General features: G+C 67.9%; 27 protein-coding genes and 2 pseudogenes. 15 read left to right on the forward strand and 14 right to left on the reverse strand.

Annotation, left to right across the window (positions count from 1 at the left end; all coding sequences use genetic code 11):
* Window positions 1-78 precede the first annotated feature (78 nt).
* Window positions 79-627, forward strand: a complete 549-nt coding sequence (locus P3X83_RS04285) for an RNA polymerase sigma factor (protein WP_277303528.1) — start codon at window positions 79-81, stop codon at window positions 625-627.
* On the opposite strand, the pseudogene P3X83_RS04290 reads toward P3X83_RS04285, so the two are convergent.
* Window positions 584-1,605 (reverse strand): annotated as a pseudogene (locus tag P3X83_RS04290) (RNA-guided endonuclease TnpB family protein); the annotation flags it as partial. The gene P3X83_RS04285 and the pseudogene P3X83_RS04290 overlap by 44 nt on opposite strands.
* Window positions 1,606-1,731: 126 nt before the next feature.
* Between P3X83_RS04290 and P3X83_RS04295 the strand changes: the two are divergent.
* Window positions 1,732-2,694, forward strand: a complete 963-nt coding sequence (locus tag P3X83_RS04295) for a hypothetical protein (RefSeq protein ID WP_277303529.1) — start codon at window positions 1,732-1,734, stop codon at window positions 2,692-2,694.
* Here P3X83_RS04295 and P3X83_RS04300 read toward each other — a convergent pair.
* Window positions 2,684-3,097: an ATP-binding protein gene (locus P3X83_RS04300; RefSeq protein WP_277303530.1), complete on the reverse strand. Its 414-nt coding sequence runs from the start codon at window positions 3,095-3,097 to the stop codon at window positions 2,684-2,686. The two genes, P3X83_RS04295 and P3X83_RS04300, sit on opposite strands and share 11 nt — an antisense overlap.
* A gap of 189 nt (window positions 3,098-3,286) precedes the next feature.
* On the opposite strand from P3X83_RS04300, the gene P3X83_RS04305 reads away from it, so the two are divergent.
* The 3 genes from P3X83_RS04305 to P3X83_RS04315 all read left to right on the forward strand — a co-directional run bounded on the left by P3X83_RS04305 (window position 3,287) and on the right by P3X83_RS04315 (window position 4,957).
* Window positions 3,287-4,117, forward strand: a complete 831-nt coding sequence (locus P3X83_RS04305; RefSeq protein ID WP_277303531.1) for a helix-turn-helix transcriptional regulator — start codon at window positions 3,287-3,289, stop codon at window positions 4,115-4,117.
* On the forward strand, window positions 4,102-4,302 hold the full coding sequence (locus P3X83_RS04310; RefSeq protein WP_277303532.1) for a DUF397 domain-containing protein: 201 nt from the start codon (window positions 4,102-4,104) through the stop codon (window positions 4,300-4,302). The genes P3X83_RS04305 and P3X83_RS04310 overlap by 16 nt, the downstream gene beginning before the upstream one ends.
* A gap of 280 nt (window positions 4,303-4,582) precedes the next feature.
* The gene (locus tag P3X83_RS04315; RefSeq protein ID WP_277303534.1) at window positions 4,583-4,957 is read left to right on the forward strand and encodes a hypothetical protein; all 375 of its coding nucleotides are present in this window, start codon (window positions 4,583-4,585) and stop codon (window positions 4,955-4,957) included.
* 644 nt (window positions 4,958-5,601) lie between these two features.
* On the opposite strand, the gene P3X83_RS04320 is transcribed toward P3X83_RS04315, so the two are convergent.
* Window positions 5,602-5,904 (reverse strand): hypothetical protein, encoded by a 303-nt coding sequence (locus P3X83_RS04320; protein ID WP_277303535.1) that lies wholly within the window; start codon window positions 5,902-5,904, stop codon window positions 5,602-5,604.
* Between the two features lie 154 nt (window positions 5,905-6,058).
* Window positions 6,059-7,096, reverse strand: a complete 1,038-nt coding sequence (locus P3X83_RS04325; RefSeq protein ID WP_277303536.1) for a helix-turn-helix domain-containing protein — start codon at window positions 7,094-7,096, stop codon at window positions 6,059-6,061.
* 99 nt (window positions 7,097-7,195) lie between these two features.
* On the opposite strand from P3X83_RS04325, the gene P3X83_RS04330 reads away from it, so the two are divergent.
* Window positions 7,196-7,408 carry a DUF397 domain-containing protein gene (locus P3X83_RS04330; protein ID WP_277303537.1) on the forward strand — a complete coding sequence of 71 codons (213 nt, stop codon included), beginning with the start codon at window positions 7,196-7,198 and terminating at the stop codon, window positions 7,406-7,408.
* On the opposite strand, the gene P3X83_RS04335 is transcribed toward P3X83_RS04330, so the two are convergent.
* Both P3X83_RS04335 and P3X83_RS04340 read right to left on the reverse strand, forming a co-directional pair.
* Entirely contained in the window at window positions 7,398-9,053 is a 1,656-nt protein-coding gene (locus P3X83_RS04335; protein ID WP_277303538.1) for a TROVE domain-containing protein, read from the reverse strand. The two genes, P3X83_RS04330 and P3X83_RS04335, sit on opposite strands and share 11 nt — an antisense overlap.
* A gap of 323 nt (window positions 9,054-9,376) precedes the next feature.
* The gene (locus P3X83_RS04340) at window positions 9,377-9,559 is read right to left on the reverse strand and encodes a hypothetical protein (protein WP_277303539.1); all 183 of its coding nucleotides are present in this window, start codon (window positions 9,557-9,559) and stop codon (window positions 9,377-9,379) included.
* Window positions 9,560-10,319: 760 nt separating this feature from the next.
* On the opposite strand from P3X83_RS04340, the gene P3X83_RS04345 reads away from it, so the two are divergent.
* The gene (locus P3X83_RS04345; RefSeq protein ID WP_277303540.1) at window positions 10,320-17,048 is read left to right on the forward strand and encodes an RHS repeat-associated core domain-containing protein; all 6,729 of its coding nucleotides are present in this window, start codon (window positions 10,320-10,322) and stop codon (window positions 17,046-17,048) included.
* Between the two features lie 72 nt (window positions 17,049-17,120).
* Window positions 17,121-17,441, forward strand: a complete 321-nt coding sequence (locus P3X83_RS04350) for a hypothetical protein (RefSeq protein ID WP_277303541.1) — start codon at window positions 17,121-17,123, stop codon at window positions 17,439-17,441.
* Window positions 17,442-17,464: 23 nt separating this feature from the next.
* On the opposite strand, the gene P3X83_RS04355 is transcribed toward P3X83_RS04350, so the two are convergent.
* The gene (locus tag P3X83_RS04355) at window positions 17,465-17,935 is read right to left on the reverse strand and encodes a MarR family winged helix-turn-helix transcriptional regulator (protein WP_277303542.1); all 471 of its coding nucleotides are present in this window, start codon (window positions 17,933-17,935) and stop codon (window positions 17,465-17,467) included.
* Between the two features lie 60 nt (window positions 17,936-17,995).
* Here P3X83_RS04355 and P3X83_RS04360 point away from each other — a divergent pair, with 60 nt between their 5' ends.
* The gene (locus P3X83_RS04360; RefSeq protein WP_277303543.1) at window positions 17,996-18,412 is read left to right on the forward strand and encodes a cupin domain-containing protein; all 417 of its coding nucleotides are present in this window, start codon (window positions 17,996-17,998) and stop codon (window positions 18,410-18,412) included.
* Between the two features lie 277 nt (window positions 18,413-18,689).
* Here P3X83_RS04360 and P3X83_RS04365 read toward each other — a convergent pair whose 3' ends face one another.
* The 3 genes from P3X83_RS04365 to P3X83_RS04375 all read right to left on the reverse strand — a co-directional run bounded on the left by P3X83_RS04365 (window position 18,690) and on the right by P3X83_RS04375 (window position 20,139).
* The gene (locus P3X83_RS04365) at window positions 18,690-19,133 is read right to left on the reverse strand and encodes an SRPBCC domain-containing protein (protein ID WP_277303544.1); all 444 of its coding nucleotides are present in this window, start codon (window positions 19,131-19,133) and stop codon (window positions 18,690-18,692) included.
* A gap of 218 nt (window positions 19,134-19,351) precedes the next feature.
* Entirely contained in the window at window positions 19,352-19,690 is a 339-nt protein-coding gene (locus P3X83_RS04370; RefSeq protein ID WP_277303545.1) for a metalloregulator ArsR/SmtB family transcription factor, read from the reverse strand.
* Window positions 19,687-20,139, reverse strand: coding sequence for an SRPBCC domain-containing protein (locus tag P3X83_RS04375; protein WP_277303546.1), 453 nt, complete (start codon window positions 20,137-20,139; stop codon window positions 19,687-19,689). Before P3X83_RS04375 ends, P3X83_RS04370 begins: the two co-directional genes overlap by 4 nt.
* A 217-nt stretch (window positions 20,140-20,356) precedes the next feature.
* Between P3X83_RS04375 and P3X83_RS04380 the strand changes: the two genes are divergently transcribed.
* Window positions 20,357-21,265, forward strand: coding sequence for an LLM class flavin-dependent oxidoreductase (locus tag P3X83_RS04380; RefSeq protein ID WP_277303547.1), 909 nt, complete (start codon window positions 20,357-20,359; stop codon window positions 21,263-21,265).
* A 46-nt stretch (window positions 21,266-21,311) separates the two neighbouring features.
* Here the strand turns inward: P3X83_RS04380 and P3X83_RS04385 are convergent, their stop codons facing one another.
* Window positions 21,312-22,127, reverse strand: coding sequence for a PIG-L family deacetylase (locus P3X83_RS04385; RefSeq protein WP_277303548.1), 816 nt, complete (start codon window positions 22,125-22,127; stop codon window positions 21,312-21,314).
* A gap of 89 nt (window positions 22,128-22,216) precedes the next feature.
* Between P3X83_RS04385 and P3X83_RS04390 the strand changes: the two are divergent.
* Both P3X83_RS04390 and pip read left to right on the forward strand, forming a co-directional pair.
* Window positions 22,217-22,504, forward strand: a pseudogene (locus P3X83_RS04390) (SDR family NAD(P)-dependent oxidoreductase); the annotation flags it as partial.
* Between the two features lie 69 nt (window positions 22,505-22,573).
* The gene (gene pip, locus P3X83_RS04395) at window positions 22,574-23,536 is read left to right on the forward strand and encodes a prolyl aminopeptidase (RefSeq protein ID WP_277303549.1); all 963 of its coding nucleotides are present in this window, start codon (window positions 22,574-22,576) and stop codon (window positions 23,534-23,536) included.
* Here pip and P3X83_RS04400 read toward each other — a convergent pair.
* Window positions 23,533-23,880, reverse strand: a complete 348-nt coding sequence (locus tag P3X83_RS04400) for a DUF952 domain-containing protein (RefSeq protein ID WP_277303550.1) — start codon at window positions 23,878-23,880, stop codon at window positions 23,533-23,535. The two genes, pip and P3X83_RS04400, sit on opposite strands and share 4 nt — an antisense overlap.
* A gap of 110 nt (window positions 23,881-23,990) precedes the next feature.
* On the opposite strand from P3X83_RS04400, the gene P3X83_RS43295 reads away from it, so the two are divergent.
* Window positions 23,991-24,485 (forward strand): MerR family transcriptional regulator, encoded by a 495-nt coding sequence (locus tag P3X83_RS43295; protein WP_346742679.1) that lies wholly within the window; start codon window positions 23,991-23,993, stop codon window positions 24,483-24,485.
* Entirely contained in the window at window positions 24,367-24,681 is a 315-nt protein-coding gene (gene trxA, locus P3X83_RS04410; RefSeq protein ID WP_277303551.1) for a thioredoxin, read from the forward strand. The genes P3X83_RS43295 and trxA overlap by 119 nt, the downstream gene beginning before the upstream one ends.
* A 5-nt stretch (window positions 24,682-24,686) precedes the next feature.
* On the opposite strand, the gene P3X83_RS04415 is transcribed toward trxA, so the two are convergent.
* Window positions 24,687-24,902, reverse strand: coding sequence for a PLD nuclease N-terminal domain-containing protein (locus tag P3X83_RS04415; RefSeq protein ID WP_277303552.1), 216 nt, complete (start codon window positions 24,900-24,902; stop codon window positions 24,687-24,689).
* 121 nt (window positions 24,903-25,023) lie between these two features.
* Window positions 25,024-25,437, reverse strand: coding sequence for a CBS domain-containing protein (locus P3X83_RS04420; protein WP_277303553.1), 414 nt, complete (start codon window positions 25,435-25,437; stop codon window positions 25,024-25,026).
* Between the two features lie 108 nt (window positions 25,438-25,545).
* On the opposite strand from P3X83_RS04420, the gene P3X83_RS04425 reads away from it, so the two are divergent.
* Window positions 25,546-26,409 carry an SAM-dependent methyltransferase gene (locus tag P3X83_RS04425; RefSeq protein ID WP_277303554.1) on the forward strand — a complete coding sequence of 288 codons (864 nt, stop codon included), beginning with the start codon at window positions 25,546-25,548 and terminating at the stop codon, window positions 26,407-26,409.
* The last annotated feature ends 19 nt before the right edge of the window (window positions 26,410-26,428 follow it).

Genomic DNA, 26,428 nt, shown 5'->3' on the forward strand with positions numbered 1-26,428 from the left:
ATGATGGGCTCACGACGCACATACGCAGAAGTGTCATGTCAGTGCGTTGATTAAGGGGACCTGCTATGGAAGCCGCCCGTGGATAACGAGCGGTCGGCACGATTCGAAGCCGTCTACCACCTGGCCTACGGCCGGATCACGGCGTACGCGGCCCGCCGCTGCGACTCGCCGCAGGACGCCGCCGACGTCGTGGCCGAGACCTTCACGGTCGCGTGGCGCCGCCTCGCGGAGGTGCCGGACGGGGAGGAGGCCGTGCCGTGGCTGTACGGCGTGGCCCGCAAGGTCCTGGCCAACCACCACCGGGGCGACGCGCGCCGCCGGGCGCGGAACGTGGCGCTCGACACCGACCTGGCCGACCTGTACGCGACCGGCCCGGAGAGCGGCGTGGAGCTGAACGCCATCGGGCGGGCGTTCCGGTCGCTGCCCGACGACGACCGCGAACTGCTCGCGCTGATCGCCTGGGAGGGCCTGGGCCGCGACGAGATCTCGACGGCGCTGGGGGTGTCGCGCAACGCCGTACGCATCCGGCTGCACCGCGCCCGCAGGCGCTTCTCCCGCGCGCTGGCCCGCGCGGGCGTCAACTTCACGCAGGAGAGCCGGCTGCGTCCGGCGGAAAGGCCGCTTTGACATCCTCCCCCTCCTGAAGAAGGGGGATTCCAACCGTCGCCAGTCGGCCTTCCTGCTTCATTGCCGGTCGCCCGCCGAGGAGGTCTCCTCTTGAGGTCTTACACCAGCTCCACAGGCGTTTCAGCTCTCCGCCAGCCCGGCGGCGAGCACGTTCCTGGCCGCGTTCACGTCTCGATCATGGACGGCGCCGCAGGGGCACTCCCACGTCCGGACGTTCAGCGGCATCTTGTCCCGCAAGGCCCCGCACGTCGAGCACAGCTTGGAGGACGGGAACCAACGGTCCACGACCACCAGAGTCCGCCCATACCAGGCCGCCTTGTACTCCAGCATGGACCGCAATTCCCGCCACGCGGCGTCGGAGATGGCGCGGGCCGGCGAGCGGTTGCTGACCATGTTGCGGACGGTCAGGTCTTCCACGGCGATCACTTGGTTCTCGCGAACAAGCCGTGTGGTGACCTTGTGCAGGTGATCCCTTCTGCGATCGGCGATCCGGGCGTACACCCGGGCCACCCGCAGCCGGGCCTTGGCCCGGTTGCCGCCGCCCTTCTCCTTACGGGCCAGCGCCCGCTGGGCCTTGGCCAGGCGTCGCCGGTCACGGCGCTCGTGACGCGGGTTGACGATCTTCTCCCCGGTGGACAGCGTGGCCAGGGCGGTAATGCCCGCGTCCACGCCGACCGCTCGCTCGACCGGGGCAAGCGATGTGATCGTCTCCTCGATCAGGAGGGAGACGAACCAGCGTCCGGCCGCGTCCTTCGACACGGTCACGGTGGACGGCTCCGACCCTCCTGGCAGTGGACGCGACCACACGATGTCCAACGGCGCGTCCATCTTGGCCAGGGTCAGTTTGCCGTCTCGCCAGCGGAACGCCGAGCGGGTGTACTCCGCCGACAACCGCGACTTCTTGCGCGACTTGAAGGTGGGGTACTTGGCGCGCTTGGCGAAGAAGTTCGCGAACCCTGCCTGAAGGTGGCGCAGCGCAGTTAAAGGCTGGTCTGTTGTGGTAGACGGCGATCCGCCTTACGGCGTATCGCCTGCCCCTGCCCTGCTCGGCAGGGGTCCGATTCTTCCTCCGCCTGAAAGCGGGGGTTTCCTCGGAGGTTTCCGGTGAAGAACACCGACGAGATCGACGGCCTGCGCCCGCTGGCGCGGGTCGCGCCCGGCGAACGGGGGGCCGACCCGGCGGGTGCGGGCGGCCGGGCCCTGCTGACCTCGATCATGGCGGAGGAGCCGGGGGCGGCGACGGCGCCCCGTCCGCGCAGGGGCCAGCGGACCGTCTTCGGCCTCGCGGCGGCGGTCGCCCTCGCCGCCGGGGCAGTGGTGGTCCCCACCTTCCTCGGGGACGGCTCCGCGCTGCCTAAGTCCTACGCGGTCACCCGGACCGACGACGGAAAGGTGATCATCCAGGTCCGCGACTTCCGCGACGCGGCGGGGCTGGAGCAGCGGCTGAAGGCGCTGCGGGTGCCGGCCATCGTGAACGGCTTGCCGAGCGGGCAGATGTGCCGCGAGCCGCGCGGCAAGCATGTGAAGGACATTCCGCCGGGTCTGTACGGCGTGCCGGAGAACATCCCCGGCGAGACCGAGGGCTGGCAGATGCGGATCGACACCACGCTCTTCAAGCCGGGCCAGACGTTCGTCTGGACCATCAGCGCCTCTGACGCGTCGGGCGACGGGAGCAGCACCAGCACGTACCTCATGGAGGGCCCGATCGCCCCCTGCGAGCCGGTGCCCGCGCCGCCTCCGGTGATCCGCGAGCCGGAGTACCGGACGGCGACCACGAAGGGCAGGTCGCTGGAGGGCTTCCGGGTGGACGAGAAGACCGTCGGCGAGGTACTGCCGGAGCTGCGCAAACGGCACAAGAAGGTGGAGTTCCTGATCATCGCCATCCCACCCGGCAACCCTGGCGGGTACGGCGAGCTGCGCACCCAGAAGGCACCGGTCGGCGACCACTGGACCGTCTGGGAGGCGGAGGAGAACACCAAGGGCGTGATCCGCCTGCTGGTCACCGAGCAGCGCTATGACAAGAACCCGGTCTACGGGGGGCCGCGGGACGACGTAATCAAGGAGTGAGCACGGCGAAGACGGTCTTGCCGGGGGATCGTTCGCAGTATTGGTAGCCGGTACTCGCGGCCACCGCGGCGACGATGAAGAGGCCGCGCCCGTTCTCGGAGTCGTCGGGTACGTCGTCTTCGAGAACGGGAAAGCCGGGGCTGGAATCCCATACGTCGATTCGAAGGCCACCGCCGTCCAGGTGGGTGAGGGTTATCCGGATCAGCGCTTCCTTGGCGAGCAACGCCGGGGCGGAGGGCCGGGTGGTCGCGTACCCGAGGGCCTGGACGGCGTTGGTGACGAGCTCGGAGACGACGAGCCGCGCGTCGTCGATCAGCCGGTCGTCATCGCATCCCCAGCCACGAAGGACGGCGGCCGCATAGGCACGGGAGATCCACACCGCGCTTGGAAGCGCGACGAGCATAAGCGAATCAGGTTTCACGAAAATTCCAAGCTACTGATATGTCGTCGATATCCCTTTTGACGACCAGCTGATTTCAAATTGCGGTCGCCTCACCCAAGAGTGCCCCGCATACTGTGGCCATCGGGTAATCCGGTCGCGACCTTCCGCTACGAAGCGCGACCTGAATGTGGTCACACCAGTGAGGCGACGATGGATCTCGGCAACGAACCGGCTAAGCGCGCGACCAGGGCTTTCGCCACCGAACTGGCAAGGCTCCGCGAGGAGAGGGGGCTTGCACAGACCTCACTGGCCGCTCGTTTGCAAGTACATCGGTCACTGATCTCGCATATCGAGCACGAGCGGAAGATTCCGACAAGAGCCATCGCCGAGAAGCTCGACCGAGTCTTCGGCCTGGTCGAGCGCAAGCATTTCGTCGGGCTATATAAACGAATCCTATATGCCCGCAATTCGCCTGCCTGGTTCATCAAGTGGCTGGAGGCGGAAAAGCAGGCCATCATGCTGCAGTCCTGGGATCCGCTGGTCATACCCGGCCTGCTACAGACCTCTGCCTACGCACGAGCGGTCATCGGCTCCAACCCGACGCTCGGCACCGCCGAGATGGAGGCCCGTGTGCAGACGCGGCTCGCTCGGCGAGAGATCCTGAACAAGGAGCGGCCGCCGACAGTATGGGTGCTACTCGACGAGAACGTGCTCGATCGCCCGATCGGCGGACCACCGGTGCTCGCCGAACAACTCCACCATCTCCTGGAGGACGCCCGTGATCCACGGGTGACCATCCAAATAGTGCCGTCCATGGCCGGAAATCCCGCCGGCCTCGTGAGCGCGTTCCAGATCGCCAGACTCCCGAACGGAATGGAGGTCGTTTCCGTTGATTCGATCATCGCCGGACAGCCGTCAGCCGATGCCGACATAGTCGCAAAGGCGAAGATGTGGTATGAAGCCATCAAAGCGGATGCACAGCCGCAAAGTGTGTCGTTGAATCTCGTAGAGGATGCGGTACGCCGATGGACGAAAACCTAAACCTTCACCCCGCCCAATGGCGCAAAGCCCGAGCCTCCGGAGCCAACGGCGAGCAATGCGTCGAAGTCGCCACCAACCTCCCTGGAATCGTCGCCGTACGCGACAGCAAAGATCCCAACGGCCCCACCCTCCACTTCACCCACACCGAATGGGCAGCCTTCCTCCGTACCACTAAGGAGGCGTAAGGGCTGAGTGCGGGCCACAGATCCCCCGCCAGCGTGGACGGCACGTGTCCCACGAGGGCCATGGCGTCCGGCACGCCCAACAGGACGCAGGCGATCCGTACCCCGCTCAGGTTTCGTTCCAGATCAAGCCAAGACTGCCGTTCACAGTCATCAGCCACCCAAGTGGAGCTACTCTTAGTGCCAGGTCGATCACGAGGAGATGTTCAGCCGGGCGGGACCGCTTGGCTCTGCAGCCGTTGCCCTACCTCTGATCGCAGTCGGGAAGTGCGAAGATGTCACCATGAGCATGAAACGGCGAGACAAGGCCTTGAACGACCTGGCCGAGGCGATCCGAAACGTGCGCCTTCCAGATGCGCCCAATATCCAGGGAGCTTTTATCGAGCCGCACCTGGACGTTGACGGCGAGGCAGCGCTCAAGGCCGTGATCATTCTTGACGCGCCGGACGAAGATGGGTGGTCGGCCGATTTCACGCATGCCCTGCGTAAGGAGGTGAACAGGCTTGCGACAGGACTTGATATCGATGAGCATGTTTACGTCACCCTGTTCACCCAGGAAGACTTTGAAGCTCGGAAAGAGAGTGACGATTCGCCGCAAGACAACAGCACTGGCGCCATTGACGATGCCTTGACAAAGGATCAGCAGGGTAGACCGTGAGGCGAGACTTCAAAGCAGATGACTGTCTGCATCTGGCCGACACCCTCGCTGGTCGTACCGCAGGACGCGGCCGCCTCGGACCGCTTACCTGAGGCGTGCCATCTCAACGGCCTATTATGCGCTCTTTCATGAGCTTGTTCAGCATGGCGCGAGGCGTGCCGCGAGGAATGGGGCCATCGAGCATCAGCATGCCATCGGCCGCTGGTACGCCCACGGCAATTTCAAGAAGGCCAGTCGATGGGTGGTGGACATCGGCGCAAACCGTACACCCCCTAATCCCGTCCAGCTTCTTCTGATCGATCCGCTCACAAAAACGTTCCGGCGGATCTAGAGGTGCTGGCGAGCGCCTTCAATGAGCTTTTGGATGCCCGACATGGCGCGGACTACGGCCCTGCCTTCGATGTGACCGCCCGGCTACTATCAGCCATATCAATACGGCTCGCTCCGGCATCGAGGCCATCAAGCGCATGGACAAGGCCGACCTCCACCAGTTCGATATGTACCTGCTGCTCGCCCTCGCGGCGACCGTATGATCAAGAACAGCTGAGCGAGACGGGACACCAGGCTCAGAGCTTAGAACTTCGACCATTCGTAGCCGGGAACGCTGTCCTATTCCTCCTTGGCCCACTCTCGGGCGAGGAACATCAGTCTGGTGAGTACGACGTCGCCCGCACGTTGTACGCGCAGGAGTAGGCCCAGATCCAACGAGACCGGGACGCCCTCGGGGACGTAGTGCAGGCCGAACTCATTGACCGGTCGGTACGGTAGTGATCGGCCGCCGCCCAGCCCAGGATTGCCTTGCTGCGCCAGTCAATGACCGTGGCCGGGTAGAGGAAGCCCCTACACATTCGGACGTAGCTGATGTCACCGACCAGCTTGGTCAGCGGCCGCTCGGTGGTGAAATCGCGGCCGACCAGGTCGGGGATGCCGCCAACGCCGCCCTGCACCTTGGTGACCGGCTGGAACGCCCGTACCCGGACCAGACAGGCCCTGGCCCGCTTGAATAGCGCCGCATCGGCACCGCCTGCGAGGCGTTCCCCCCGTCCCCGTACTCGGCCGCCTGCCCGCCGGCGCGTTGGCCAGGGACGGCCCGGGAAGGCTTTATGCGGTATGCGGCACCAAATATCCGAGATGGACACTTTGTAGCCAATCGTCGGTAATCCTCTCCCCGGTGATCCTCTCTATCGTCAAGATAGCGGCCGCCTCTCGTTCGCCATCGGTCAACTCGCCTAGCAAATCCTCGAAAGCCGCGTCTGAGCATCTGATGTCCGCGCCAATGCGATTGTCCGGATCATTCAACGAGAAATCGACCGCGAGAACGCCATGGCTCGCTACCGCAAATCGTCCTGCGCCATTCATTGTCCAATAGATCCCGAAGGATCGGACACCCAGTCGGCTCGCCCTGGTAACGCCCGACGCCATGGCGACGTCACCCCATGGCGCCATGGCGACACTATACTCGCCTAACCGGCCGACCAGCAGGGCAAAATTCCATTGCGCATCAGCGAGGTCCAACTCGGCCGAACTCGACAACATCTGTGCCACCGTGAGATCTTGAGCGGTGGTGAGATCAGCACCCAGAATGCGCGCAAGAGCTTCGTGCTCTACACCAGAGCACCAGTTGGCGCAGAAGCTCTCGAGTAAACCGAAGCGCCGCAATCGATCCTTCGTCGAGCGGGCATATTCCGCAAAGTTCATTCTTCCTCTTCTAACTAGGGGCTTGCGTGTGGCATAAACTGCGCCACACGCAGGGGCGGCGCCGGCTGGTATCTCCTCCGGCTTGGCCACCACCACCTGCTTGATCTGGTCCAGGCTGATCGACGGCGGGCGGCGGCCTGGGCGCGCCTCATCGAGCAGCCCGTCCAGCCGCAGGCGCAGGAACCGATGCCGCCATTTGGAGACCGTGTCCGGATGCACCCGCAACTCAGCGGCGATCTGCTTGTCGTCCTTACTCCGCGCAGCCAGCACGATTTTCGCGCGCATCGCCAGGACCTGCGCGGACTTGGCCCGCAGTGCCCATCGCAGCAGCACGGCCGCTCGGGCTCCGGCACTGTCAGCTCCGCTTTGGGTCGCCGAGCGCGCGCCGTCGGCCAGCGCCTCGAGCCGGCCTCGGGCGAAAGCCGCACGCCACCTACGCACCGTGCTCTCCGTGGATCTCCACTGCGGACGGTCCTGGATGTGCCACGGATGCACAACCCAGGGGCGTTTCTATCCAGCTCATAAAGGATGCGCTGAGCGATGGACGATGACCCTACGCTTGATCACGCCGATTGGCGCAAAGCACGAGCATCCGGAGCCAACGGCGCGCACTGCGTCGAAGTCGCCACCAACCTCCCAGACATCATCGCCGTACGCGACAGCAAGAACCCCAACGGCCCCACCCTCCGCTTCACCCGCACCGAATGGGCCACCTTCCTCCGCACCATCAAGGGTGCATCTGTCAGCGGATGAATCCGTTGACGACGAGTGGCAGTGACGCGTCCAGGCCGGCGACGTTGAGCACTCTGGCGTCGTTCGGGTCGCCGATGGAGTATCCGGCCGGGGTCATCGCCGCGACCACCAGCCGGACGTCGGCATTGATGGCTTTGCGGTAGGCGTCGAGTGACTGCGCGGGGTGGGAGTCGCCCGCCCAGGTTTCGTTGTCGGTGAAGACCACGACGCCGTCGGCTTCGAACCTCTCGCGGCGCGCCCACTTGAACGGCAGCGCCAGGTTCGTCCCGCCGCCGGAAGGCACCCAGGAGGCGATCTCGCGCAGGTTCGTCCGCCGGGTCACCTTGGACGCGTGCACCGACATGTCGACGTCGATGACGTGCACGCCGTCCTTTTCGATGCGGGCGAGCATGACGGCCATGGCGCACCCCACCTCGTAGGCCGTTCCAACGCGGGAGCCGCCGGAGTGGACGCCCTGCCCCATGGATCCGGAGGAGTCCACCGCCACGAGCAGCCGCTTTCCGGTGGGCTTGACAGCGCCGAACGACAGTTCGTAGGTCTTCTCCAGCGCGTCCAGGATCTCCGGGACCGGGATCCAGCGGTGCCCCTTGGCGCGCGGGTTCGGCCGGCTACGGCCGGAGGCGTAGACGCGCATGGCCAGCCAGGCGTCCATCGGGTGGATCCGGGCGCGGAGCAGCGCCTCGCCGTCGGTGAGCCGGGCCACGGCCCGGTGGGTGGCATCGCCCATGGGAGCCAGCGTGCCGATGCGGGTCATCCGGGCCAGGTTGCGGATCAGCGCGGTCATCCCCACGGTGTCCACCAGGGCGTCCCACACGGCGGGCTCGCGCAGCATCGCGTCAGGGAGGAACTCCCACGGCACCCGGGCCTCGGTAACGACGCGAACCGCCTCCTGCGGGGAGGTGACGGCCTTCGCCGTCAGGAACCGGTCCACCGCGGGCAGTTCGTCGCGGGCCTGGTCGTCGGAGACGTTCCCCGCGATCCACCCGAACAACGTCCTGCGCCGCGGCCAGTCGGCGACCGGATGGGCGATGCGCAGCACGTCACGCAGGTCGAACGCCTCGCCCTGCGGCGTCTTACGCTGCCGCGCCTTGCACGCCTTGAACGCCACATCGTCGGCGGTCCCGGTGAGGAACCAGGACGCGAGCGCGGTGCGCAGCGACCGGCCGACCCTGGGCGACGTGCCGCGGGCGGTGGGCTTGCCGCCCAGGTGCTTGTAGTAGCCGAAGAACTGGGCGAGGTGGTCGGTCGTGCGAGCCACGCGGGGCAGCGCGACCTTGGCGGCCTGCCTGGTCTTCGCGTCTCCGCACGCGTAGCAGGCCGCCAGGGCGAACAGGGCCGGGCGCTGCTTGGGAGCGCGCGGCGGCTGGGCGGTGGAGATCTCCGCGAGGAGGTCCACGACTCGCCGGCCGTTCGAGGCGATCGCCTGGAACAGCACGTCGGCGTTCTCCGCGGTGAGCTCGTCCTCGCCCACGTAGTAGGTGCCGCCCGTGGTGCCGAGGATCAGGAAGTCCTCCACCCGGGTCCACAGGTCCTTGGCGAACACGTAGCCGCCGGCGGCGTTGCGGACCTGGTCGGTGCGGCCGGGAATGCGCTGCGTCTGCGGGGTCGCGACGGTTGAGACGGCGGCGAGAGGATCACGTGCCATGGTGTGCTCCTTCTGTTCGATCCGCCCAGGCGGGAATCGAACCCGCGACCTCCCCAGTAGAAGTGGTAACCGACATGCTTCGACCCGTGCCGGCACCAGACCTGACCGGCCCACGAGGCCAGAAAGACGCGGATTGGTCAAACGGCACCGGAGGGCTCTATGCGAAAGACCACCGGCGCCCATTCGACCCGCGCCTCATCGGGTCTCGTGAACTGCCGCCCACGCTACCGATTCGCGCGACGAGTCACACCTGGATTTGGCGAATCAACCCATTGCCGCATCCCCTGCCGGTGTTCGCCATGCCCGCCGTTCCTGGCGGGCCGTCAACTTCCCCCGCAGGTCCCGCACGCGGTCCAGCCGTTCGCGATGGCGTCGCCCAGTTCTTTCGGCTCGATCGGCTGTAGGTCGTATCGCCCTTCACCGCTTTTCTGCCCGGCGATGAGACCCCAGCAATTCTCGGTCTTGTGGTACTTGTCGCCCTTTGCGGTGACGTACACCTCGGCCATGGTGGCGATCCCTCCGTCGCTTGCACCGTCTCGATACGAGATACCTTGGGCATGGCCGCACCGCCAGGGAAGGTGACGGCTTCCGCACCTTCCGGCTCGCCCGCGGCGGCGGGAGTCGCTCGTCACACTCCAGGCACGGCCACGTTCAGGACCGCCGGGACGGCCGCAGAACACCCGCGTCATGAAGAAAACGTTTTCTTGCTACACCCGCCCAGGTGAACACGTTTTCTCACGGCGACCACGCCTAACGCCACGAATCATGACGCCAGCTCACGGTCGCCATCGTCACCGAATCGTGACCAACGGCCTTTTGGGCGGCCCAATGGCGAATCCACCCATGGGCTGACCTGTCAGAAGATCCGTCTCCTGACACCTCGGCGGTTTTGGGCCTGCGCGCTTCGTGGTCGGAGGGTCACCCCGATTGCATTGACCTTTGATCGTCGCTCGCCGATATTCCGAGTGATCACCTTTATTTGGACCTTATGCCGCACGCGTCGGCCGACAGGGCCGAGCAGGTGGCATCCACTTCACTGGGGGCAGCGACGTGTTCTCGCGTGCGCGTTTATGGTTGATCTGCCTATTGGTGGCCGCGGTCGGCGTGGCCGGAACCGTGGTACTGAGCGATATTCCCTCTGACAACAATCGTCCGGAGAAATCAATCGACGGCCGGGAGATTCAGCAGGTCGCCGACACGACCGGAGCGGAGGACACACCTCCCCCACCATCCCAGGACAAGGCCCCACCGGCCTGGCCCAAACCCGTGACCGGGGACGTGGCCGTGGCGGCGAAGCCGACACCGGTCCAAGCGTCTCCGGTCACCGTCGCCGCCGTCGATGCGAAGGGCCCGGCGAAGGTGCGGGTGCAGAGCTATGGCGCGGACGTCGCCAAGCGGCTCGGCGGCATCGGCGTCGCCGTCCGGACGGCACGCGCCGACGGCGCCACAAGCACCACCAACACAGGCACCGGCACCGGCAAGGTTCGGCTGGGGCTCTCGTACGCGGGCTTCCGGGACGCGCTGCCGTCAGGCGCGGCATCCCGGCTCAGCCTGCTCCAGTTCCCCGCCTGTGCGCTCGCCGCACAGCCCGCCGCCACCTGCGCGCGGTCGGCGCGCACGGTCCCGATCCGCAACGACCGGGCGAGCGGCCGGATCGAGGCGACCGTCGATGTCGGCGACTCGGTCTACGTGCTGGCCGTCGCCGCGGCGGCCGCGGACCCCGGCTCCGGGATCACCAACTTCGCCGCGACCGACCTGAAGGCGGCCGGCACCTGGCAGGCCGGTAGCTCCGGCGGCGGGTTCAACTACTCCTACCCCATCACCGTGCCGCCGTCCGTGAACGGCCCCGGCCCGCAACTGGCCCTGTCGTACTCGTCCTCCGCGATCGACGGCCTGACCAACTACACCAACAACCAGGCGTCCGTGGCCGGCATGGGCTGGGACCTCGGAGTCGGCTTCATCGAGCAGCGGTTCCGGCCGTGCGCCGACGACTCCTTCGAGAGCCGCAAGGGCAGCCAGCGCGACTGGAAGGACCTGTGCTGGGAGTCGCCCGACGAGAACGACGGCGACGCCGCCACCACCGACTACACCACCTCCAACCTGGTGCTCTCACTTGAAGGCAAGTCGTCCAGCATCGTCAAGGACAAGGCGACGGGCACGTACAAGACCGCCGACGACTACGGCTGGAAGATCGAGCGGCTCACCTCGGACGTGACGCAGCAGCCGTACTGGCTGGTCACCACGACCGACGGCACCGCCTACCGGTTCGGCTACCGGCGCGACTCGATGTGGCAGACCGCGTACTTCGGCGACGACAACGGCGAACCGTGTCGTGACAAGTACCCGTCGGAACGCTGCTTCGCCCCCTGGCGCTGGAACATGGACCAGGAGGTGGACACCAACGCCAACCTCGTGGACTACCGCTACTTCCGCGAGGAGAACTGGTACTGCATGGTCCCCGGCGCGTTGTGCAACCCCGGCGGGCCATGGGATCCGAACGAGGCGCGGGTGCCCTACGACCGTGGCGGCTACCTCCAGCAGGTCGAGTACGGCCACAACAAGCTGATCGCCGGGAGCACGCCGACCGCGCGGGTCACCTTCAACGCGGTCGATCGCGGCACGCCGCCCCGCTCGGGAGCGCCGTGGGACAACGACACCCCCACCGATCTGGACTGCGCGCCCCGGTCACCGGATGTGGTGACCGCCTGTGACGACAAGGGCCCGACGTTCTTCACCTCCAAGCGGCTGAACACGATCGTCACCTCCACGGCCGGCGCGGCCGGTGCGTGGGACGAGGTCACCCGGCTTGAACTCGGCTACAAGTGGGTCTACACGGAGATCATCGAGCCGCTCCCGCCGTCAGCGCCGGTGCTGTGGCTGGACACCATCCGCCCGGTCGGCCTGGCCGGGAACGGCCCGGACATCCCGCTGCCGCCGGTCGACTTCGAGGCCACCCTGCTGGACAACCGCGCCGACTACAACAGCGGCCAGGGCAAGTCCAGGCTGCGGTTCCCCCGGATCTCGGCGATCTACAACGGTCTCGGCGGGCGCACCGACATCTCCTACGGCCAGGCCAACCCCTGCCCTGTGCCGTCCGGCTACCCGACCACAGGCTGGGACAACAACGCCCGCGACTGCTACCAGGCCACACTCGGCAGCTACTACGACGACGCCGGCATGTCGCATACCGCGTACGCCGTCTACATGAAGTGGCTGGCCACGCAGGTCACGGACAAGGACCTGGTCGGCGGCTCCCCCGATGTGACGACCCGCTACCAGTACGTCGGCACTCCGGCCTGGGCGCGACCTTTCAACTACAACGACGTGGAGACCACTGACGGGATCTTCTGCGGCCAGCCGTCCAACCAGTACTGCAAGCAGCTGAACGAGGACTGGGACGACTTCCGCGGCTACGGCACCGTCCGCACGATCGTCGGCGACGGCCCGGCGGCCGACGACTACAGCGTCACCAGCGCCACCTACTTCCGGGGCATGTACGACGACCCACGCTCCGACGGCACCCCCAAGCACACCACCGTCACCGACTTCGACGGCAACACGCACAACGACCTGCGCGTTCTCTCCGGACGCATCCTCCAGGAACAGACACTCCGCGCGACCACCGTCACCTCGGGCGCGCTCGCCGCGCTCGCGGCCGGGTGTACCTACGCGAGGTGGTCGCTCGGGTTCTACGTCAAGGGCGACCGGGTCACCTGGAAGAACCACCACTGGGAGGCCGTGGGCCCCACGGTCAACGAACCCGGCACCAACTCGGCCTGGAAGGACCTCGGCGACTGCGCGAGCGGGGGCGGCGGCGGTGCCACCCCGACGCCGACCAGCCCGGGCCCGGGTTCCGGTGTCGGGCCCGGCGGCTATGAGGAGGTCAGCTCCACCCGCCACGAGTACGTCCGCACCTCGACCGGCACCGGCCCCGGCATCTACGACCCGCTGATGATCAACACCAGCGCCACCTACAACCGGGAGAGGGTCACCGCCGGATGGCGCCGCACCGAGCAGCGGTTCACGTACGACTCCTACGGCCTGCCGTCCAAGCTGAACGATCTCGGTGACACCGCCACCGCCGCCGACAACGTCTGCCGGCTCACCACCTACGCCCGCAACACCGGCAAATGGATGCTCAGCCTCCCCGCCGGTGAGGAACGCCGCGCCGGTGACGACTGCGCGGCGGGCGAGGTGCTCGGCAGGACCACCATCCTGTACGACGGCGCGACCGACCCGGCTGCCAACACCCCCACTCGGGGCAACCCCACCCAAAGCCGCGTCCACTCCAGCACCTCGGAGTACTCCACGACCAAGGCCACCTTCGACGGGTACGGCCGGCCGATCTCGGCCACTGATGCGGTTGGAAAGGTGACCACCACCGCCTACGCCCCGGCCACCGGCTGGCCGTCCAACGGCATCACCGTCACCAACCCGCTCGGCCACGCCGTCACCACCTGGCCCTCCGCGTCGCACGGCCAGGCAAGCGGCATCCGCGACGCCGACGGCGACGACACGCAGGTCGACTACGACGCCGCCGGGCGCACCGTCCAGTTGTGGACGCCGCTGCAGCCGCGCACCGGCGGCACTCCGGCCGCCAAGATCGGCTACACGGTCTCGTTCGACGGCACCCTCGGCCAGCCCACCGCCCCCGCGCGCACCACGCTGAGCAACCTGCGGTCCGGCAGCGGCGGCGGCGCCGTCTGGGGTACCACGCACACCTACATCGACGGCTGGGGCCGTCCCCGCGAGCGGCAGGCCGACTCCCCTGCCGGGGGCCGCATGGTCAACGTCACCACCTATGACGGACGCGGGCAGCGAACGGTGGTATCCGAGCCCGCCCACAACACCGCGGCCCCCGGTTCCGGTCTGCTCAACCCCGCCCTGACCGACCTGCCGCAGTGGACCCGAACCGTCTACGACGGGCTCGCGCGACCCACCGCGACAATCGACTACACGGGCTCACGCGAACTACGCCGCACCACTACTCGCCACTACGGCGACAGGTACGAGATGCAGCCGCCCACCGGGGCCAAGACCGTCTACCACACCGACATCGCGGACCAGGTCGTCAAGATCGAGGAATGGGCGGACACCGCCACACATCACGACACGGCCTATGCCTATGACCGCAACGGCTGGCTGACCTCGATGACGGACGCCAAGGGCAACGTCCGCACGTTCACCTACGATCTGCGCGGCCTGCGTACCCTCATCCACGATCCCGACGCCGGGGACACCCGTCAGCAGTACGACGCGGCGGGGCGGGTGACCTGGTCCAGAGACGGCAACGGGACCAAGGTCTCCTATCGCTACGACGACATCGGCCGCAGGACCGGCCAGTGGGCGGGCGAGCCGGACTCCGGCGTCAAGCTCGCCGAATGGACCTACGACACCCTGTCCAAGGGCGCGCTGACCAGTGCCACCCGATTCACCGATGGCCGTGCCTACACCAACCGGGTCCTCGGCTATGACGCACTCGGCCGCCCCACCGGCTCCACCCTGGTCATCCCGGCCGAGGAAGGAGCACTGGCCGGGCAGTACACCTTCACCGCCGCCTACAACGCCGCCGGCGACATCGAGCGAATGGGAATGCCCGCCGCGGGCGGCCTGCCCGCCGAGACGGTGACCTCCAGCTACACCGAACTCGGCCTGGCCAAGGGCCTCACCTCCGACTTCGGCGGCGGTTTCACCTACGTCAAGGACACCTCCTACACCGCCACCGGCAGACTCAGCGAGCGCGCCTACGGCGAACGCGGGCAGGTCAAGCGCGGCCTGGTGTGGGACGAGGGAACCGGACGGCTCAACCGGGTGACCACCACCGCCCAAGCCGACACGACCACCCCCCGCACCGCCCAGGACGACCGGTTCACCTACGACGTCTCCGGCGAGGTCACCCGCATCCTGGACGCCGCCTCCGCCATCCCCGGGAGCACCGAGGGTCAGTCGGAATGCTTCACCTACGACGGACGGCACCAACTGTCGGCCGCCTACACCACGACCGCCTCTTCCTGCGCAGGTACGCCGGACGGGCGCGGCGTCGACCCCTACGACCAGCGGTTCACCTACGACACGGTCGGCAACATCACCACCAAGACCGACGCGGGCCGAACCTCCACTTACCGCTACGCCGCAGCCGGGGCGAACGCAGTACGGCCCAACGCGGTCGGCTCCATCGAGCGGCCCGGCGGCACCGACACCTTCCGGTACGACAACGCGGGGCAGTTGATCTCACGCGACCAGGACGGCAAGTCCGGCGCCTTCGAGTGGAACGAACTCGGCGAGCTGACCAAGGCCACCATCGACGGCCAGGACACCTCGATGGTCTACGACGCCAACGGCGAACGGCTCATCCGCCGCACCCCGGACGGCAAGACCACCCTCTACCTGGGCTCCATGGAAGTCGAGCTGTCCGGAGGACTGGTCACCGCCAAGCGGTACTACAGCACGCCCGACGAGTCGGTGGTCGCGATGCGCGCCACCGGGCGGGGCCTCACCTGGCTGGCCACCGGCCAGCACGGCAGCCAGCAGGTCGCCGTCGACGACGCCACCGGAACCGTCAGCCGCGAACGCTACCTCCCGTTCGGCCAGCGCAGAGGCGCCGACGACCTGCCGTTCACCGACCGCGGCTTCCTCGGCAAGATCGAGGACGCCTCCACCGGCCTGGACTACCTGTCGGCCCGCTACTACGACCCGGTCGTCGGCCGGTTCGTCTCCACCGACCCGCTGCTGGACATGGCGACGCCGACCTGGGCCAATCCCTACAGTTACGCGGGCAACAACCCGATCGGCCTGTCCGACCCCACCGGGCTCAATCCCTGCAGCCCACAGGACTCCGATTACAAGACGTGCATGCAGGACCAGTGCGCGCGGAAGTTCGGCAAGGTCAAATGCGCCGAGAACCGTCTCCGCGAGGCGGAACGACGGCGCGACGCGGAGTGGAAGGCGTTCCTCGACGCACTGCTCGAACTGGGCAAGCTCGCCGCCGACGAGCTGGGCATCACCGACGGCATCAAATGCTTCACCACTGGAGACCTCGGCGCCTGCTCACAAACGGCGCTGAACATCCTGGGCAGCCTGGCGGGCGGCATCGCCGGAAAACTGGTGGCGAAATACGGCCTGCCCTGGAAGTGGAAGAAGCTCGCCAATGTGGTGGCCAAGGCGAAGAACCTCATCGAGAAGGCCTACAACGCCTACAAGGCGTGGGGCAAGTCCAAGGATGAGGTGAAAGCCGCTCAGAACGCGGTCAACGCCGCCAAGAGGGCATGTAAAAGCAGTTTTGTGCCAGGCACTCCCGTCCTAATGGCCGATGGCCGCTACAAACCCATCGAGGAGGTCAAGGTCGGCGACCAGGTGGCCGCGACCGATCCGAAGACCGGGAAGACCAAGGCTCAGCCGATCCTGGCCGTCATCAGCAGCGAAGGGGTCAAGCGGCTCGTCCGGATCACCGTGGACACCGACGGTGCCCGGGGTGACGACACTGGCGTCATCATCGCGACCGACGAGCACCCGTTCTGGCGGCCCGATCGGCGCGCCTGGGCGGCCGCCGACGAACTCCGCCCGAACGACCGGCTGCGCACGGCGATCGGCACCACCGTCAAGGTCTCCGCTGTGACCATCCGGCCCGCCTACCAGCGGGTCCACAATCTCACGGTCGCGAGCGTCCAGACCTATCATGTCGGGGCGGGTTCCGCGGCGGTCCTCGTCCACAACACGGCGTGCTGGCATCTGGAGTACGCCGAGGACATCGCGCGCGGGCATGCCGGCAACAAGCATGCGAAAGATTTCCCGGGAATGTCGCTCGACGACCTCACGGAACATGTGAAGAACGTGATGCGCAACCCGGTTAAGACCAAGGAGCTCCGCGGCGGAAGAATGGCCTATCTCGGAGAGGACGGAACCATCGTGATCTTCGATCCAAGCAACCCTGACGGAGGTACGGTCTTCAAGAGAGCGAAGGACACACTCGACGAGTACTGGGAAGGGCTGAGTTAGCACATGTCAAATGCAGGGCTGGTTCGACCAAACCTTTCCCAAGACGAGGAGGCCCTCCTCCTGAAAGGGCTCATGGAATGGGCCGGCCCTGCCCGCTGCACGGACGCCTATGCAATCGCGATGGGTTTCGACGGCGTCACGGGCATGACCACGGAATGCCTGCGCATCCGCGCGGCGCTCACCGATGGCGGCGGGCTGACCGCCGCCGATTGGGCACGGGCCGTCCTCGCCACGGAGACCGCGTTCACCAGCGACACGATGGGATCGGGCTATGAGTGGGCGACCACGACGGGCCTCACGGACGCGTGGACCATCAAGACCCTCCGCTCCCTGCAGCGAAAGCTCACACCGCTGATGGTCCACGTCGACCTCGGACATCTTCGCGATCTTTAGAGCCGCGCTGGTTCGGCGTGTCCTCAGGACATGCCGAACCAGTGCGGGATGTCCAGGCGGAAGACTTCGGGTGGGGTGACCTTGCGGAGGTCGTCCTCCAGGGCGTCCAGGCGGCCGGGGCCGAGGGTGTCGGCCCAGCGGGCGCGGATGCGGTCGAAGATGCGCTCGGAGCGGGCGAGGGCGTCCACCGCGTGGGCGGTCAGCCGGACGATCTTGCGGCGGCCGTCCAGCGGGTCGTCGGCGCGCTCGACGTAGCCGAGCCGTTCCAGAGTCTCCACCATCTTGCCCGCCGCCTGCTTGGACACCCCCAGCCTGCGGCCCAGCTCCACCGCCGTGGCGCCGGACGGGCCGATCGCCTGGAACACGAAGCCGTGCAGCGGGCGCATGTCGGGGTGTCCCTGCACGGCCAGCTCCAGGTGCAGCTCGTCGATGATCACGCGGAAGCCGAGCAGCAGCCGCATCGGCAGCTCGAACCCGGGGGTCTCACTTGACATGAAAGACAACCTCGTTGACTATATGGGCAACCACATTGACCATCTTAGGGAGACACCCAGATGACCGTCATCCGTCACACCGAGCGCCGCCGTACCGAAACACCCAACGGCATCATGACCACCCTCGCCTCACCCACCCAGGGTGGCGCGGGCATGGCCATGTGGCACGTCGAGTTCAAGCCCGGCAGGCAGGGCCCGCCGCACGCCTTCGACACCGAGCAGATCTGGACCTTCCTGTCCGGCACCGCCACCATCGACCTCGGCGGCCACCACCTCACCGTCGAGCCCGGCGACACCGTGGTCTTCCCCGCCGACGCCTTCCGCCAGATGGACGCACACCCGGAAGACGGCTTCACCGCCATCGTCACCGCCCCGGCCGGCACCCGCGCCTACAACCCCTCGGGCGAAACCGCCTCCGACGCCGGCGACCTGGCCCCCAAGGCCACCGAACGCCTCACCCCGCCCTGGGCGCGCTGACCGAGCGGCGGATGATCCGAAGCGCGCCACAGGCATAGAGTGGACGGCCGAGGCTCCCTACCAGGACGACGAGGAGCCCGGGGAACTCGTGTGGGCGGTGGTCGAACTGCCTGAGAACTGGGACAGCGCGGGCGCCGGTGCGGCCTCTGGCATCACCGGCCGGACATACGGCGGCCCCGCGTTCGTGATGTCCACCGTGGACGGCTCGGTCTTCGCGCGGCGGTCCCGCGGGTATGGGTGCCGCGGACGGACGTGAGGGGATGGGTTCGGCTGGGCGTCAGTTCCAGTTGTCGATCTTGACGTCGTACGGTTCGGGGGCGCCCTTGCCGGTTTCGACCAAGGACTTCAGGCTCATCAGGAAGACGGCCCACTTGGTGCTGCAGTGGTGCATGAACTCCACCGGCTCCCGCCAGCCTTCGTGCTTGAAGAGGACGACGGCGTACTCCTCGGCCTGGTCGAGGTCAAAGTGCACGTGAGTGCCGACCCATTCCTGCGGCCCGTCGACCACTTCCCACGAGACGCGCTTGCCCGGGACGAGTTCGCGGACCTTCATGTTGAAGCCGCCGGCACCGAACCGGAATTCGAGCACGTCGCCGAGGTCTCCGCCGTCGCCTCGCACGTTGCCCGTCCACCAGGCGGCGAGCCCCTCGGTGGTGGTGAGCGCCGAATAGACCTCGGCGACGGACGACTTGATGCCCACGCGATGCAGAATGTCCACCATTTCAATTCCTTCTTTCCAGGATTCGCCGAACCCTTTTCAACCGGTCGTCGGGACCAGACGGGAAGGCGGCTTCATCAACCTCGGGCCGGTGCCGACGTCACGTCGGCACGTCTGGTCAAGCGGGCGCGGCGGCTCAGGCCGCGCCCGCGACCGGCGAACTTGAGGTTGGACAAGGGTTCACTGTTGTGCGCTGTTCGCTGTTCGCTGTTAAGCGCTGTTCACTGCTGCGCGCTGCGTTGGATCGCCTCGGCGATCCGCTTGATGCGCCGGAGCCTGGCGTCCCACGCCGACCCCACGGAGGACAACTGGGCGACCGCCCGGGCGAGCTGGGCCTCGTCCACGCGGTATCTCCTTTCTCGTCCGGCAGGTGACGCGTGCACCAGACCGACGCGGTCGAGCACGCCGAGGTGTTTCGCGATGGCCTGCCGGGTCACCGGTAACCGCTCGCTGAGGCTGGTGGCGGTGCCGTCGCCGTCCGCCAGGAGCAGGTCGAGGATCCGGCGACGGGTCGGGTCTCCGATCGCGGACCACAGGTCGTCGTCGACCGCGGAGCTCACCGGGCGGACACCAGCCGCGCGGCGTACTCCCCGAGCCCGGGGATGTAGGTGTTCCAGCCGACGACATGGTCCTGGTACTGCGCCGCCAGCTTGGCCTCCTCCCAGCCCATCTCCCGGAACCCGGTTTCGGTGAGCCGGACCGTCGTGCCGGTGCCGGAGGGGATGAGTTCGAAGGTGACCAGCAGCGCGTTGGCGAGGTCGTCCACCTTGCCGTCGGCGTAGCACCAGCGGAACGAGAAGAGCCGAGGCGGGTCCACCTTCACCACGCTCATCGGGACGACGTTCTCCCGGTCACCCCAGGCGAGCTCACCGATCGAGCCGGGCGTCGCCTCGAAGTCGGCCTCGTCGGCCCACCACTCCATGATGTGCTCGGGACGGCTGACGACCTCGAACACCACCTCTGGCGAGGCGTCGATGTGAATCTCGCGTTCGATGCTGCCGTACTCCATGCTCTTCACTCATCTCCATGCGCAATGTTTGGTTGCGCTTCACACTAGCGCGCGTTCCACCAATTCGCAACCATCGGTTGCACAATGGCGGCCCGGTCGCGGAGGCCGGTTCCGTCTCTGGGGGCCGGGAGTGTTGCGGCAACGGGGACGGGTGGTGGGGGGCACCCCGGGCGGGCCCCTCCGGAGGTTGGGGAATGCGCCCTTGTAGGGTTCGAACATGCGATTCGCGATCTCCATGCCACAGGCCGTCAGCAGTGGTTCGTTCGATTCGGTGGGGTTCCGTGAGTACCTCACGCGCGCCGAGGCGCTCGGTTTCGAGGGTGCCTGGACCACGGAAGGGGTGCTCGGCTCGCCCGGGCTCGGGCCGATGGAGACGCTCAGTTACGCGGCGGCCTGCACCAGCCGGATCCGGCTGGGGTGTGCGGTGCTGATCAGTGCGTTGCACAGTCCGGCGCATCTGGCCAAGAGCGTCGCCACGCTCGACCAGCTCAGCCTGGGTCGCCTGGACGTGGGCGTCGGCATCGGCGGGCGGGGGCGCATGTTGTCGGCGTTCGGCGTCGATCCGGACACGCTGACCGCCCGCTTCGTCGAGGGCCTGCGGCTGATGAACGAGCTGTGGACGCAGCCCAAGGTCAACTTCGACGGGCGCTTCTGGCAGTTGCGCGACGCGGTCATGGAGCCCAAGCCGCGTCAGCGTCCGCACCCGCCGATCTGGTTCGGGGGTTCGCACCCGAACGCGGTACGGCGTGCCGTCCGGCTGGGTGACGCCTTCATCGGCGCCGGGTCCTCGACCACCGCGCAGTTCGTGGAGCAGGTCCAGGTGCTCCGGGAGGCGCTGGCCGAGCAGCAGCGGGATCCGGCGGGGTTCCCGATCGCCAAGCGGGTCTACATCGCGGTGGACGACGACGCCGAGCGGGCCCAGGGCCGGATCGCCGACGCCCTCACCCGCATCTACGGGCGCACCGACCTGGCCGCGGTCGCGGTGGCCGGTACGCCCGGTGACTGCGTGGCCGGCCTGCGGGAGGTGGCCGACGCGGGCGCGCAGATGATCGTGCTCAATCCGCTGTTCGACGACCGCGACCAGATGGAGCGGCTCGCGGCCGAGGTGATGCCCGGACTCTCCTGATCCGGAACCTGATCGGAACCTGATCGGAACCTGATCCGGAAAACGATCAGCGCAGGCCGGCGAACAGGTCGGTCTCGTGGTCGGGCGCCCCGGCGACACGGCTGTGCTTGCGGACGAACGACTCGGCGCCCAGGATCCGGTTCTGCATCTCGTCCGGCAGGTCGAGCATGAAGATGTTCTCGCCCTGGCTCTCGTGCGCGCGCAGCGCCTTGACCTTGCGCTCCACGTAAGCCGAGGCGTCCACCACACTGGTGATCTGCTCGTCCGGGATGCCGAAGTCGTCGGGCAGTTCGTCCTCCATGGGGATGCCCGCCGCCCGCATCATGGCGAACATCTCCTTGACCCACGAGCGCGGGACGGCCGTGTAGTAGAGCTTGTCGGGGATCCCGGTCGCCTCGGTGGCCGCCACCGCGATGCGGTGGGCCTGGATGTGGTCGGGGTGCCCGTAGCCGCCGTTCTCGTCGTAGGTGACGAGGACCTGCGGCCGGTAGCGCTCGATGAGTTCGGCGAGCCGTCCGGACGACACGTCGAGCGGCACGTTGGCGAACGACTCGGGGTCGCCGTTGGCGTCCCATCCGGCCATGCCGGAGTCGCGGTAGCCGAGCAGTTCCAAGTGTTCTATGCCCAGGTGCGCGACCGACGCACGTAGTTCGTCCAGGCGGAGCCGGGCGACGGCGTCGCCGTCGTGTCCGGGCTGTCCGGGCTTGAGTCCGCCGGGCGCGTCGCCCTGTTCCCCGTTCGTGCAGGTCACCAGGACCGTGCGGATGCCTTCCTCCGCGCAGCGGGCGAAGAGGCCACCGGTGCCCAGGACCTCGTCGTCGGGATGTGCGTGGACGGCCATCAGTGTCAGTTCCCGAGCCATGCAATCCCCCATATCAACAGATTTGATGACACCGGAACGACCCTACCCGGCCGATCGCCTATCATTAGATAATGAACAGTCATTATCTAATGGATCGACCGCTCACCGGGGCGGTGGCGCTGGTCGCCGGGGGCACCAGGGGCGCGGGGCGCGGCATCGCCGTCCAGCTCGGCGCGGCCGGGGCGACGGTCTACGTGACCGGCAGGACCACCCGCGAGGCCCGCTCGGAGATGAACCGGCCCGAGACCATCGAGGAGACCGCCGAACTGGTCGACCGCGCGGGCGGGCGCGGCGTCGCCGTCCGCGTCGACCACCTCGACCCGGCACAGGTGCGCGACCTGGTCGCGCGCATCGACGCCGAACAGGACGGCCGCGTCCTCGGCGGCGTGGAGCCCGACGAATCCCGACGCTGAGACGTAGCCTGCAGGGCGGGAGGCTACCTACCTATGGATCAAGGTTTCCGGACGTTCTACCCACCCATCGAGCCCTACGACAGCGGCACACTCGATGTCGGCGACACCAACGAGATCTATTGGGAGACCTGCGGCACTCCCGGCGGCAAGCCCGCGCTCTTCCTGCACGGCGGCCCCGGCGGCGGCCTGCTGACCGACCACCGGCGGCTGTTCGACCCCTCGGCGTACCGAATCGTGCTGTTCGACCAGCGCAACTGCGGGCGCAGCACCCCGCACGCCGGAGACCCCGCCACCTCGCTCACCGCCAACACGACCTGGCACCTGGTCGAGGACATCGAGCGGCTGCGCGAGCACCTGGGCATCGACCGCTGGCTGGTCCTCGGCGGTTCGTGGGGCAGCACGCTGGCGCTGGCCTACGCGCAGCGCCACCCGGAGCGGGTCACCGAGCTGGTGCTGCGCGGCGTCTACCTGGCCCGCCGCTCCGACGAGTCGTGGTCGCTCACCGAGACCGGCGCGGCGCGGCTGTTCCCGGAGGAGTGGGCGCGGTTCCGCGACCTGATCCCGCTCGGCGAGCGCGGCGACCTGCTCAGCGCGTACGGCAGGCGACTGTTCGACCCCGACCCCGCCGTCCATCTCCCGGCGGCCCACGCGTGGGCGGCCTGGGAGCTGTCGGCCAACACCCTGCTCCCCGTCGAGCCGCCCGAGCTGGACGACCGCACCGTGCTCGGCTTCGCCCGCATCGAGCAGCACTACTTCAGCCGGGGCTGCTTCCTCCAGGAGGGCGGGCTGCTGCGCGACGTCGACCGGATCCGCCACATCCCGGCCGTGCTGGTGAACGGCCGCTACGACATCAAGACGCCCCCGGAGCAGGCGTGGGATCTGCACCTGGCCTGGCCGGAGGCGGAGTTCCACATCGTGGAGAACGCGGGGCACGCGGGAGCCGAGCCGGGCACGCTGCACCACGTGGTCAGCGCGACCGACCGGTTCCGCGCCTAGCCGGGCGGTGGAAAGGAGCCGTCGGGGCCGGGGACGAAGGGGACGACACGCACCACGGCGTCGGCGTTGAGCGGGCCGTAGATATGCGGAAAGGCGTCAGGCCGTCCGGGCACGGCCTCGTACTTGATCTCGGGGCCGACCAGGTCCTCGTCGATCTCCAGTAGCAGCAGGTCGCCGGCGTCGCGGTAGAAGGCGCCGGCGACCGACACCACCTGGCCCTGGGTGCTCGCGTGGATGAAGCCCTCCTCGGCGAGCGACCGGCCCCGGGTGGAGACCAGGTAGGCGCCCTCCTGCCGGGCTCGCTCCCAGTCTGCGGGGAAGGCGATGTGGTAGATCAGTCCCATCTCCCCATTCTGCCGGGAAGAAGACGGCGGAGACAGCGCTTGACATTGACATCGGTGTCAACGCTTACCGTGCCAATCAGCCACGGAGATGGCGATCAGGGAGGTACCGCATGCGGATCGGCGAGCTGGCCGAGCGGACAGGGGTGAGCACCCGCTCGCTGCGCTACTACGAGCAGCAGGGAATGATCACGGCCCGCCGTACCGCGAACGGATACCGGGACTACGACGAGTCCGCCGTCCGGCTGGTCACGGAGATCCGTGAACTGCTGGCCGCCGGTTTCGGCCTGGAGGACGCACGGCCGTTCGTGGAGTGCCTGCGGGCGGGCCACGCGGCGGGCGACGCCTGCCCGGAGTCCGTCGCGGTCTACCGGCGCAGGCTGGCCGAGATCGACGCGGAACTCCGCGCCCTGATCACGCGCAGGGCCGCCGTGGCCGACCAACTGGCGCGCGCCTGTCCCGGCTGCGCCCTGTCCAGGGAGGCACACCATGATCACACTGACCACCGGAAACTTCGACGAGCAGGTGCTTCAGGCGGACAAGCCGGTGCTCGTCGAGTTCTGGGCCGACTGGTGCCCGCCGTGCCGGATGATCGCACCGATCCTTGACGAGATCGAGGCCGAGCACGGCGACCGGCTGACGGTCGCCAAGCTCAACGGCGACGACCACCCTGAGATCGTGCGGCGGTACGGCGTGATGGGCTTCCCGACGCTCAACTTGTATCGGGACGGCGAGGTCGTCCGGCAGATCGTCGGGGCCAAGCCCAAGCGGCTGTTGCTCGCCGACCTCGCGGGCCACTTCTAGCCAGGTCAGCGCTTGCGGCCGAAGACGAAGTAGGCGATCGGCCCGAGGAAGTTGACGAAGGCGGCGACCGTCCAGACCCGCTTGGCGCCCCTGATCCGCTCGGCCGGGCGGCGGCGGATGTCGACGAGCGCCGCGATCAGCAACACGACCTGCACCACCGACGCGCCGCCGATCAGCCCCCGCTCCCCCCGGGACAGCTCGGACCACTTCTTCCTCGCCATTGACGCGCTCCTGACCTGGGGAATACGGGGACCTGACGGCCACACTACATCCGCGACGTCGCGCGGACGCGCCCGGCCACCGGCCCCGGCGGGGGCCGGTGGCACGCCCGGCGCGGGCGGGTCAGGCCGAAGCGTAGATGCGGTGGACGAACTCCGCGAGCTTGGCGTCGGGTAGCTCCTTGGCCAGGTCGGCCTCGCTGACCATGCCGACTATCCGGCGCTCGGATATCACCGGGACGCGCTTGATCTGGTGCTTCTCCATCGTGGCCAGCGCCTCCTCGACGCTGGTCCGCGCCTCCACCCACACCAGCCCGGCGGCCAGTTCGCCCGCCTCGGTGGTGTCGATGTCCCTGCCCTCGGCACAGCACTTGATCACGATGTCCCGGTCGGTGATGATGCCTTTGAGCCGATCGTCTTCCCCGCAGATGGGCAGCGCGCCGACATCGAGGTCACGCATGATGCGCGCGGCCTTTCGCAGACTGTCGTGCTCGCCGATGCACTTCGCCCCCTGGTGCATGACGTTCTGAACGGTCATTTCGCCACTCCCCGTGGTCATCCGAATCCCTCCTGAACGATCGATTGACGTTCCCCCGCCCCCTACCCAAAACTTCCGGCATACGCGTGTGATCTGGAAGGGACTCCAGTGGACGACCCCGGCGACACCTCCGTCCGGCCCGGCGACGAAGAGAACTGGTACCGGCTGCGGGCGAACGGCCGTCTCGACCCGGTGGAGTTGCGGACCGACCGGCCCCACCCGGCCCGGGTGTACGACTACCTGCTCGGCGGCAAGGACAACTTCCCCGCCGACCGCACCGCCGCCGAGGCGAGCCTGCGCAGGGCGCCGGGCTTACGCGTGGCCGCCCGCGCCAACCGCGACTTCCTGGCCCGTGCGGTGCGCGCGGCCCTCGCGGACGGCGTGCGCCAGTTCATCGACATCGGCACCGGCATTCCCACCAGCCCCAACGTGCACGAACTCGCCCAGGGGTCCACACCCGGCACCCGGGTCGTCTACGTGGACAACGACCCGATCGTGGGCGCGCACGCCCGCGCGCTGCTGACCTCCTCGGGCGAGACCGCCTTCCTGCTCGCCGACGTGCGCGACCCCAAGGCCATCCTGGACGCCCCGGAGACCCGCGACCTGATCGACTTCGACCGGCCGGTCGGCATCCTGTGCATCGCCACCCTGCACCACGTGCCCGACGAGGACGATCCGCAGGGCATCATCGAGCGCCTGGTGGGCGCCGTGCCGTCCGGGAGCGTGCTGGCGCTGACGCACCTGGGCTCGGACCTCGCGCCCGAGGAGGCGGCGGCGATCGCCACCGGCGCCGCGCGCGCGAGGGTCACCGTGCTGCCCCGCCCACGCGAGACGGTGGGCGCGTACTTCGACGGGCTCGACCTGCTCGCCCCCGGCCTGGTACGGGTGCCGGACTGGCGGCCGGAGCACGCGGTGCTGCCGGAGGATCTTGAGCAGACCTGGATCTACGGCGGCGTGGCGCGCAAACCATAGCCGCGCAAACGTAGCCACG

This window comes from Spongiactinospora sp. TRM90649 (assembly GCF_029382225.1).
In the GTDB taxonomy this organism is placed as follows: Bacteria; Actinomycetota; Actinomycetes; order Streptosporangiales; family Streptosporangiaceae; genus Spongiactinospora.